Source organism: Olivibacter sp. XZL3 (assembly GCF_004368405.1).
GTDB lineage: Bacteria > Bacteroidota > Bacteroidia > Sphingobacteriales > Sphingobacteriaceae > Olivibacter.
Map to the genome: position 1 here is coordinate 104668 of NZ_SBJH01000033.1, position 9915 is coordinate 114582.

Genomic DNA, 9915 nt, shown 5'->3' on the forward strand with positions numbered 1-9915 from the left:
AACGATTATGTACAGTACGGTGTTTCTTTTGCTTTTTATAGCTTTTTACCTTCTATATAATCTTTCTGAACGTGTGGTGCTCAAAGATAAACCGCGCTTGTTGGCTTATTTCAGTCAACGAATCTGGTTAACTCGTGCAATCAGTTTGCTTTTAACCCTGATAGCTTCGTTTTTGCTCATTTGGCAATTAGGAGTGGGATCGGGCATTTTTAGCATCGTATTGGTATTGATGGCCTGTGGCAGCCTCATCGTAGTATTATCTCCACTGCGTTATGTCCGTTTGCGCCATCTTCTCGTATTTTATTGTTGTTTAATTGCTTTCGAAATCTTTGTTTTTTAACATGCCTGCCAATAAGAAATACTTAACGTCATCCCCATGGCAACGCTGGATGAAAATTACCGCCGGTTTTTTTGGCGGATACGCTGTAATGATCTCTTTTTTCCTGATGTTGACCTGTTTTTTTGAGAAAAAGAACGTGATTATAACCGGAGCGGTGATAGGTTATGTCGTATGGGCGCTATTGTTGCTGTTTGCTTTCCTCGCTAAATCGTGGTGGAAGCCCTGGGTAATTTATCTATTGTTAACGCTATCTTTCTTATTACCCTATCTGCTAAAGTAACTTGGTTATGAAGAACAGGAATTATAATATTTACTTCCATACACACACGATCAGCGGGATTATCATCGCGTCTGTACTTTATGTTATTTTCTTTGCCGGTTCCTTTTCTTTTTTTAAGGATGAAATCAGTGCTTGGCAAAGTAATAAATCGGCTGTGGAAAATGGGATGCAAAAGCCGGTCTACGACTCACTATTAGATTCGCTGGATTCAAAATACAACCTGGCGGGGCGCGACATTAATTTTTACTTTTATCCGGGTAGCCATCTTTGTTATGTCAATATGGCGACTTCAAAAGATACTGTTCATAATCCGAAAGCAAATGAGCGTGCCTATTTCGGGTACGATTTTAGTAAAAAAAAGGAAACAAGTTATGCCGAATCGTATGATATGGGGGAGTTTCTGTATCGCCTACACTTTTTAGCGCAGCTCAATCAAGCCATACCCGTAAATATAGGCTATCCGGTCGGGTATTTGATCGCGGGACTTGTAGCCTTCCTTTTTTTATTCGCGTTAATTACCGGCCTATTGTTGCATTGGGATAAATTGGTTTCGAATTTCTTTCTATTCAGACCGTGGTCCAAATGGAAAACAATATGGACGGATCTTCATACGGTTTTAGGCGTAATCGGTTTCCCTTTTCAATTCGTTTTCGCGCTCACCGGTATTATTTTAATAGTGAATACGGTTTTTCTTAGCCCCTTCAGCCGGCTGCTTTATAAAGGCAATATGGAAAAGGTTTTTGAGGATTTGGAATATGCCGCCGCGGTGGAAGCGCCTTTTACAGGAAAACCTTTAACCGAAGTTCCCGACATTCCGGCATACATCCAGCGTACGCAGGAAATGTGGCCCGGCGCTGCCCTTAACCGAATAACTATAAAAAGCTACGGCGATGAGGGGATGCGTTTAGCGATCGAATCGGAAGCTGATCACAAGCGAAGTTTCGCTGGAACCGGCCTAATTATCTACGAAATGAAGACCGGCAATATATTGAAGCATCGCTCGCCTTACGACGATGCCACTTATATAGGAGCGGTTAAGAGCTTTATATATCGGTTGCATCTGGGAGACTATGGGGGCTATTTTGTGAAAATTGTGAATTTTATCTTAGGCGTTGCAGGTTGTATAGTGATCATCTCCGGCATTTTAATCTGGCTGGTGGCACGCGACAAGAATAGCGTAGCAAACCATAAACGGAAATTTAATTTTTGGCTGTCCAACATCTTTTTAGCGGTATGCTTAACCATGTTGCCCGTGACGGCCTTTTCGTTTATCTTGATCAAAGCCCTTGATAACGTAAACCAAACAGTGATCTACCAGATTTATTTCTACAGCTGGTTGGTCCTTGCGCTTTATTATATCGTGCGGAAGAATCTCAGACGCACTAACGGCGAAACCCTATTGCTGGGTGGTGTATTAGCGCTGTTGGTGCCGGTTGCTAATGGCTTTTTTGCGGGAAACTGGATTTGGAGTACATGGAGTAGACGTGCTACCGATATCTTTTTGGTTGATTTACTTTGGTTGGCGTTAGGATTAGCAGCTCTTTTCGCTTTTGTAAAAATTAAAAAGCGTAATTCCGTTAATCAAGTTGCATAAGACAGCGTGTTCTGCCGACTGTCTTAAAAATAGTCCGTTACATATTTCGCGTCTGTTGCGAAAATATGTTGAGCAAGATGTTTTCCATACAGTTATTCTCTCTTTTGATTGAAAAACAGGAAAAACCCTGTGCCTTTTTGTGAAAAAGCCTCTAGCTTGTATCATTTTTCTCTCGTTTCTTTGGATCGAAATTTAGCTACCAAATAAAAGAGAAAACGATGAATAAGCATTACGGTGAAATAATTGAAAGAACGATCAGACGAAACGGTTATAGTATCAGTGAACTTGCCCGAATGATGGAGGTGAATAGACGGTCGATCTATAATTGGTTCAGTCAAGCGAAACTGAAAGCAGATATCATCTTTAAAATTGGCTGTGTGTTAAAACACGACTTTTCAAATGAGTTTCCTGAGCTTTTTTCCTCCGAAGAGTTTCAGCAGGCATTTAACAGCGGTAAGTTTACAGCTACGCCGCAGATAGAAGAAATCGAAAAGATCAACTACTGGAAAGATAAGTATATCAGTTTGTTAGAAGAATATAACCAAATCCTTGCCGACCAGTCTGCGAGCTTAAGCTCTAGGTCCTATGCTACCTACTAAATAGCGATAACGGAGCTGTCACAGCGCTATGTATACAGCCCCCGTTTGCGAGTTGAACGGTTAAATGTTAAAATATGTTAACAGCCTTGCACAGATGCCAACGATGGCGTAGATTTGTGCTATCATAATTTAGGTTTATAATTGGTTAATAAAGCCTTCAATCTCCCCGGTTGAAGGCTTTTCTTTTTTCTGCCATTGGCCTTTCTCTGCATCAGTAAGCGTCACTTATACCGATGATGAGGGATGGAAGTTTTCCAATTTGTAGAACTGTGATTGTAAATCATATAACCCGTGCTAAATCGATTAAGTAATTCTAAATGGATAGTGCAGTTCCCAAACGGAATCTATATATTTGGAGAGCCAAGTATAAAAAATGAGACCTATATGGACTGCCAATCACGAAAGAAAATGAACAAACCCTCCAAATTGCTTACGGTAGGCGGGGTCTGCCAGCCATTTAAAAACAATTTATGCTAATGAAACGCCAAATGAAAAACCTAGTAATTCTTACACTGATTATATTCTCAAATGCCCTTTTAGGTAAAAGTCAAACAAAACAAGCCTATACCCGCTACGTGAATCCTTTTATAGGGACAGCCCCGCTTACAGATCCGAAGATTCTGGGTTATGAACTCCCCGATGGATGGAGGTCGTGGGCCGGACTTACTTTTCCGGGAGCGTCATTGCCAAATGCAATGGTCCAATTAAGTCCTATAACGGAATATGGTTCCGGAGCGGGTTACGAATACGAGGATTCTGTTATTTATGGTTTTACCCATACGAACAAGGGGCATTGGAACCTATGTAACGTACCGGTACTTCCTCTGTCAAACGCAAACGGTTCTTTTGGTTCGAGCTTTTCGCATGCACGGGAACAAGCTGCCCCGGGCTATTACCAGGTATATCTAGACGACTATGAGGTGGACGTTAAATTGAGTACTACACTTCGGTGCGGCTACCATCAGTACGAATATAAAAACAACACCAATAGGCAGATACTTTTTGATCTCGCTAAAGCGAATAATAGGGTGTCCGACTGGCAAATCGAACAAATTGATAAGCGCACCTTGCAAGGCTTTCAGCAAACAGGGGAACGCATTTACTTTTATGCTTTACTCAATACGGACGTTGAAAAGCTCGAGAAGAACCAGCCTGAAAAAGGAAAGGGCTTTGCCATCGTCCACCTTGCAAACGGTAGCAGCGCTCCCGTAGCGCTCAAGTTGGGCTTGTCGTTCGTGAGTGTCGAAAACGCGAAGCAAAACCTTTTGGCGGAAATTGCCGACAAATCGTTTGACCAAGTTCGAAAGGAGGCTACAGAGCAATGGGAAACAAAGCTGTCGGCAATAGAGGTAACAGGCGGCTCTGAAAAGCAGAAGGAAATGTTCTACTCATGTTTATACCGATCATTGTTATGGCCTGCCTTACGCAGTGATGTGAATAAAGAGTTTAGGGATGCAAAAGGAGCGGTAGTTCGTGCAGACTTCAATTATTACACCGAGCCGTCTCTGTGGGACACCTATCGAAATAAAGATGTACTTTTAGGCCTGCTCTCTCCGCAGGTGGCCCTCGATGTCATTAAATCCATGAAAGATGTGGGAGATAAAACAGGCTTCATACCGACATTCTTCCATGGAGACCACGGTGCTTCCTCTATTGTCGGCGCTTATTTACGCGGAATCGACAATTTCGACGTCGAAGCAACCTATAAGCTGTTGCTGCGAAATGCCGATGTTTCTGGCGGCGCACGTCCATATATTGACGAATATATACAGAAAGGCTATATATCCGATCCTGACATAAAGAACCCGCATGTAGAAACAAAAGGAAGAGCAGGGGTTTCCAAGACCCTTGAGTATGCATACGACGACTACTCCCTCGCGCAACTGGCGAAAAGGTTGGGCGACGATGTGAATTATAAGCGCTTGATGGCCCGGTCGAAAAACTATAAAAACGTGTTTGATCCTACTACCAAGTTTATGCGGGGCAGATTGGAAAACGGCGACTGGATCGACCCCTTCAATCCGCAATATCCTTATTACGAATATATGTATAGGGAAGCCAATGCTTGGCAGGTGTCTTTCTTCGCCCCACACGATATGGAGGGACTGATTTCGCTGTATGGTGGAGAGAAAGCTTTCGAAGCTAAATTGGATTCCTTATTTTCAGTTCCATGGAATCCATCCTATATTGCTAGAAATGTAGAAACAATGATTGGGCAGTACTGTCACGGTAATCAGCCCGACCACGAAGCGCCTTTTGCTTATTATTTTGTCGGCAAACCCGAAAAATCGCAGCGAATCGTTGATTATATTCTTAATAACCTTTACGGGATCGGCGACGAGGGTTTAGCGCTCTGCGGGATGGATGATGCCGGAGAGATGTCGTCATGGTATGCCTTAAGCGCTTTAGGATTATACACCTATTCGGCAACAGATCCCAACTACTTGGTTACGGTGCCGCTTTTTGATGAGGTGAAATGGCATAGAAACGACGGAAAAGTACTCATGATAAAGAAGGTTGGTGAGGGGAGAGCCTTACAGACGATCAAAGTGAATAATCAGCTGAATGAGGGATATTTCGTATCGCATGACTTGTTTATTAATGGCGGTGAAATAGAAATTGAAACGAAAAGATAGTCGGTGTACAGTAGTCTTTACACTGGATCGACTTTGATCGGAAGCACAATTCTTATTTCGGTGCCTTTGCCCGTGGTATACGCGGCATAGAGACTCCCTTTGAGCAGGTTGATGCGATTGTTTATCGTAGAAAGACCCGTGGTATTACTGCTCTGTTTGTGAATATCGAAGCCGATACCATTATCCGAAACGATTATATTGAGGTGATCGTTTCGGATGAAAATCTTAATGGAAGCTTCTGTTGCCTGCGCATGTTTCACAATATTCAAGGCTAGTTCTTGCACAATTCTAAAAATCGCCAACTCAATTTCTTTATCTACCGATGGCGGGATTTTTTCGACCTCAGGCTTGAAAATACACGGCCCGGAGAGCTGGCTGCAGATATTTTCAATGGCTGTTTTTAGTCCGAAATCTTCCAGAACGGTGGGCATCAACTCATGCGAAATGCGTCTGCTTTCGCGAATACAATCCGCTAGAAGCGATTCGGCATTTTTTAGTTTTTCGATGTTTTCCTCCATCGGCCTTTTGGCATTTTTCAAGTCTATCGCGTCAAGGTTGAGCTTAATACTAAAAAGCATCTGGCCAAGGCCATTGTGTAAATTTTCGGAAATGCGTCGCCTCTCTTCTTCCTGTGTGCGGAGCGTCACCCGAAAAATTTCTCTTTGCTGCCGCTCCTCCATCTCTAATTGCTTGGCCCTTATCTGTTCACTTTTTATCTTCGCCTTTCTGCGCAAAGTGACGTCGTCGGCTATTACGATCAGCAGATCGTGGAGTTTGCTTGCCTTAAACCGAAAGCACCTATTCGCTCCGTTTTGCACATACCAACGTTCGAAATCGATTGGTTGGCCGGTATATATGACTTCCTTAAATAGATCCAATATGTCAAGCTTGGATGTATTGGGGAACAAATCACTGTAGCGTTTGCCGACAATCTCCTCTTTGGGCAGATTTAATGACTTTAACATCAAATCATTGACTAAAAACATTTCGAAATTATCAATCGTGCCATCCGCATGATAAAGCGTTTTGTAAACCGAAATGGAGTTGGGAACACCATTAAAAACCGATTGAAAGAGCTCTTTGCTCTCTTTGACCGCATGGTATGCCTGATTTCGTATTTTTCGCAGCTTAATGTGCGCTTTAATTCGCGCCAACAGCTCCGGCGCCGTGAAGGGTTTCACCAGGTAATCGTCAGCCCCGGCATCAAAGCTGTCTATTTTCGTCGATTCGTTCGCGCGCACCGAAAGTAAGATAACGGGTATATCTTGTGTCTGTGGATCGCCGCGAAGTGCCTCCAATAACTGCATCCCATTCATTCGGGGCATCATCACGTCGGTTAAAATCAGATCCGGAGGCCTTGTGCGTGCTACCTCTAAGGCCGCGACTCCATCTTCCACGGTGAGGATTTCATAATCTGCTTTTAGTAGAAAACGAACATAATCCCGCATGTTTACATCGTCGTCGGCAAACAGAACAAAAGGGCGTTTTCCATCATTACTTGAGGTATCCGTTTTATCAGGTGTTTCTAGTTGTTCTGTTAAATCCTCGCTGATCTTATTTAGTCGCTTTTGCCCGATGGTAGGAAGCCATTTTTTCGCCATGGTGAACCGATCTGTTTTAACCATAACAATGCTGGCTTTCGAAGGTTTCTATCGCGGCCAGATATCTTGCCGGAAAGTCTATTTTCCGGCTTCATTATAATTGATCATCCAACACACACCGAATTTATCTGCAAAAGAACCGAAATAATCGCCCCAGAACATATCGGCTAAAGGCATCTCCACTTCTCCACCGGCAGATAAGCCGTTAAATAGTCTTTCCGCTTCTGCACGACTATCCGGCGAAATAGATATATAATTGTTATTCCCTACAGCTAACCGCTGCCCCCTCGAGGCTACGCAATCGGATGCCATTATAAATTGGCCGTCACCTAGGGGAAGAGAAACGTGCATCACGAGGTTTTGTTCGTTTTCTGGTAGGCTTTCGGTGCCCGGCGCCTCTTTCATCTTTTGGATAAACAGTTCTCCGCCGAATACCGACTGATAAAATTTGAACGCTTCTTCCGCTTGTCCGTCGAAGTTTAAATAAGGATTTAATTTCATAACCTGGATGATTTTATGTGTTACAATCTGTAATTGTCGGTTAGCCGCTCCCTTCCTGTCCTGCAGCTGTATGACAAAAGTACCACTCTTTTTGATAGCAAAGAGAGGTGCTTTATGCCATTTATAGGGGGCGTTTAAGACAATATGCGTGGTGTCTTCGGGCTTATTGATACAAGCGCGTTTTTATTGATTGCTGCGGATCAAAAAAATGATTTAATGGGCCGTTTCCTCTTCCGGTCAGCACATCCATTCCGTTCATAATGGCCTGGTGGGTATAAGCGAGTCCGGCTGTGACCGATTCGTGCATCGAAAGCCCTTGTGCCAAATAGCTGGCGATTGCGGACGACAGCGTGCACCCGGTACCGTGTGTGTTGTTGGTTTGAAGTTTTGAAGAGTCATAAGCGTGCACATGACCATTGTGGTCGAAGTATAAGGAAGTGATCGTGTCCGAATCCAAATGTCCGCCTTTCAGCAATACGGCTTTGCATCCCAGTCTTCGTATTTTTTCGCCGGCAACATACATGTCGTCTGGCGTCCGGATTGGCATCTCTGCCAATACAGCGGCTTCATCGATATTTGGGGTAATAAGATCTGCGATCGGGAATAAGTTGTCAACGATGGTCGTTATCGTTTCACTCTCTATCAAGCGATGTCCGCTAGTGGCCACCATCACCGGATCAAAAACAAGCGGTACCTTTGGATGTTGTGCGAATGCTTCTACAATCGTTTCTACAAGCGCTCCGGTATGTACCATACCTATTTTTATTGCATCAGGAAATATATCTTCCAATATAGTGGTCAGCTGGTCGTCTACTGCCTGACATGGAATCGGATAAATCGATTTTACACCTTGCGTGTTTTGGACCGGAAGTGCCGTTAGTACGGATGTGGCAAAACAACCCAAGGCGGAGATCGTTTTTATATCCCCTTGTATACCCGCCCCGCCACTTCCGTCGAACCCTGCAATGGTCAATACAGTCGGATATTTATAGGCCTTCCTCATTTTACGATTGCATTTAAGTTCGAGGCCGAAACAGCTCCGAAGACACCGGGTGTATTATTCAGTACCAGAAACTCGGCAAGGGTATGAACCAGCAGTGACTGCTGGTTAACGGTTTGGATAGCTTGTTTCCAAAGAATCTTTTCCATGTTGTTTTGCTGAAGATATACATATGGCTAAAGCAGGTTCCTTTGGGATTTGAAAAGGTACAATATAAGCTACCTGTAGATGAATACTTTTCCCTACGCCGGTATTAACCGGGTCAGGTTCAAAGGGACTCTCTCAATTCTTTTCAGAATACCCCTAAAGCCACTACGAATGTACAACTATTCGGCGAAAGTCCCAAGCCGTTTTACGGATAATGCGTTGGATGCTCTTTCGCAGTTACGGAAATAAACTGCTCCGGCCGTTTTGTGTTTTGCAATAGCGGGGTCTGAAGCGTTTTGTTTTTGTTTAAAGCAATCGCGGCCATCATTTGATCGCGCGCCTTCAATAGTTCCGATAAATCTTTTGTGGTTGTTTGCATGTTGATATACCTACACTTGTAAATTCAATAAATAGGCTAAGTAGTCGTTACAAAAGTTCAAAGTTTCTTTTAGCAAATCTTTAAGGCAATGTTATCATAGCGTTCGTTGAAGTGGAAACAAATACCGCTATGCTGTGCATGAGGGGAAAAGTAATAAGGAATGATGAGGTATAGTGGGTTGTTTCTCTCACCTGTCAGCGGGCCGTTTCGTCCGTTGTAATCTACATTTTTTAACAAAAATAGGGTTTCGTTTCACTTTTTATTAAAAACTTATTTTGATTTGTTCATTTTTGGTATATATTTGCCAGCCTTATTAAAAATATAACAAAACAACGGCGCGGTTAGCGATTTTTAATGCTTGTTATTTGAGTTTTGTTGCTTTTTTGCGGCTTACCTTACTTTTTTCAATCAATCGATCGCTGATTTTGCCAAACCCTAAACAAGAACATGATGCATTTATCCAAACTAACAGCGTATGTGAGGAATCCTTACGCTTCAACAGGAGGAGCTTCGCTCGGGCGGAAGTCTAGGAAGGCTCCGCTTATCGTTAGAAACGCTCGTTGTCCAGCCTTGGCTGCTCTTTTAATGTGTAGCTTTTTTACGGGCTCGGCTATTGAGAACAGCGGCAACCGCCAAACCTTAGCTGTCCACGTGTCAGACGCCGTTCAAGATCGGATTGTCGGCAGGGTAGTCGACGGGCAGAATATTCCTCTTCCGGGTGTTTCTATTGCTGTTAAAGGTACGACCATCCGTACGCAAACAGATCGTTAGTTTGAAACTTTAAAAATGAATACAAGGAAAAGCATCATGTTAAGAAGTGTTACTTTGGCATAAATAG

10 protein-coding genes and 1 riboswitch are annotated in these 9915 nt (G+C 43.3%); of the genes, 5 read left to right on the plus strand and 5 right to left on the minus strand.

Going from position 1 to position 9915, the window contains the following annotated elements:
- Positions 1-341 precede the first annotated feature (341 nt).
- The 4 genes from EPX21_RS08505 to EPX21_RS08520 all read left to right on the plus strand — a co-directional run bounded on the left by EPX21_RS08505 (position 342) and on the right by EPX21_RS08520 (position 5449).
- The gene (locus tag EPX21_RS08505) at positions 342-620 is read left to right on the plus strand and encodes a hypothetical protein (RefSeq protein WP_134089235.1); all 279 of its coding nucleotides are present in this window, start codon (positions 342-344) and stop codon (positions 618-620) included.
- Between the two features lie 7 nt (positions 621-627).
- The gene (locus tag EPX21_RS08510) at positions 628-2214 is read left to right on the plus strand and encodes a PepSY domain-containing protein (RefSeq protein WP_134089236.1); all 1587 of its coding nucleotides are present in this window, start codon (positions 628-630) and stop codon (positions 2212-2214) included.
- A gap of 218 nt (positions 2215-2432) precedes the next feature.
- Entirely contained in the window at positions 2433-2813 is a 381-nt protein-coding gene (locus tag EPX21_RS08515; protein ID WP_134089237.1) for a helix-turn-helix domain containing protein, read from the plus strand.
- Between the two features lie 488 nt (positions 2814-3301).
- Positions 3302-5449 (plus strand): GH92 family glycosyl hydrolase, encoded by a 2148-nt coding sequence (locus EPX21_RS08520; protein ID WP_206106033.1) that lies wholly within the window; start codon positions 3302-3304, stop codon positions 5447-5449.
- 17 nt (positions 5450-5466) lie between these two features.
- Here the strand turns inward: EPX21_RS08520 and EPX21_RS08525 are convergent, their stop codons facing one another.
- The 5 genes from EPX21_RS08525 to EPX21_RS22655 form a co-directional block, all read right to left on the minus strand.
- Positions 5467-7074 (minus strand): response regulator, encoded by a 1608-nt coding sequence (locus EPX21_RS08525; RefSeq protein WP_134089239.1) that lies wholly within the window; start codon positions 7072-7074, stop codon positions 5467-5469.
- A 54-nt stretch (positions 7075-7128) separates the two neighbouring features.
- Complete coding sequence (locus EPX21_RS08530) at positions 7129-7551, minus strand: VOC family protein (RefSeq protein WP_134089240.1); 423 nt, start codon at positions 7549-7551, stop codon at positions 7129-7131.
- Between the two features lie 163 nt (positions 7552-7714).
- Positions 7715-8554, minus strand: coding sequence for a bifunctional hydroxymethylpyrimidine kinase/phosphomethylpyrimidine kinase (thiD, locus tag EPX21_RS08535; RefSeq protein ID WP_134089241.1), 840 nt, complete (start codon positions 8552-8554; stop codon positions 7715-7717).
- Positions 8551-8700, minus strand: a complete 150-nt coding sequence (locus tag EPX21_RS22650) for a hypothetical protein (protein WP_166670713.1) — start codon at positions 8698-8700, stop codon at positions 8551-8553. Before EPX21_RS22650 ends, thiD begins: the two co-directional genes overlap by 4 nt.
- 73 nt (positions 8701-8773) lie before the next feature.
- Positions 8774-8866: riboswitch (TPP riboswitch) on the minus strand.
- 37 nt (positions 8867-8903) lie between these two features.
- Positions 8904-9077 (minus strand): hypothetical protein, encoded by a 174-nt coding sequence (locus EPX21_RS22655; RefSeq protein WP_166670714.1) that lies wholly within the window; start codon positions 9075-9077, stop codon positions 8904-8906.
- A 447-nt stretch (positions 9078-9524) separates the two neighbouring features.
- Here EPX21_RS22655 and EPX21_RS08540 point away from each other — a divergent pair, with 447 nt between their 5' ends.
- The gene (locus EPX21_RS08540) at positions 9525-9848 is read left to right on the plus strand and encodes a hypothetical protein (protein ID WP_134089242.1); all 324 of its coding nucleotides are present in this window, start codon (positions 9525-9527) and stop codon (positions 9846-9848) included.
- Positions 9849-9915: the final 67 nt, after the last annotated feature.

Excerpts from the sequence above, each read along its gene's own strand:
- EPX21_RS08520 (WP_206106033.1), top strand. The coding sequence starts at position 3,302 with ATGAAAAACCTAGTAATTCTTACACTGATTATATTCTCAAATGCCCTT.
- EPX21_RS08525 (WP_134089239.1), bottom strand. The coding sequence starts at position 7,074 with ATGGTTAAAACAGATCGGTTCACCATGGCGAAAAAATGGCTTCCTACC.
- EPX21_RS08515 (WP_134089237.1), top strand. The coding sequence starts at position 2,433 with ATGAATAAGCATTACGGTGAAATAATTGAAAGAACGATCAGACGAAAC.
- thiD (WP_134089241.1), bottom strand. The coding sequence starts at position 8,554 with ATGAGGAAGGCCTATAAATATCCGACTGTATTGACCATTGCAGGGTTC.
- EPX21_RS08510 (WP_134089236.1), top strand. The coding sequence starts at position 628 with ATGAAGAACAGGAATTATAATATTTACTTCCATACACACACGATCAGC.
- EPX21_RS08505 (WP_134089235.1), top strand. The coding sequence starts at position 342 with ATGCCTGCCAATAAGAAATACTTAACGTCATCCCCATGGCAACGCTGG.
- EPX21_RS22655 (WP_166670714.1), bottom strand. The coding sequence starts at position 9,077 with ATGCAAACAACCACAAAAGATTTATCGGAACTATTGAAGGCGCGCGAT.
- EPX21_RS08530 (WP_134089240.1), bottom strand. The coding sequence starts at position 7,551 with ATGAAATTAAATCCTTATTTAAACTTCGACGGACAAGCGGAAGAAGCG.
- EPX21_RS22650 (WP_166670713.1), bottom strand. The coding sequence starts at position 8,700 with ATGGAAAAGATTCTTTGGAAACAAGCTATCCAAACCGTTAACCAGCAG.
- EPX21_RS08540 (WP_134089242.1), top strand. The coding sequence starts at position 9,525 with ATGATGCATTTATCCAAACTAACAGCGTATGTGAGGAATCCTTACGCT.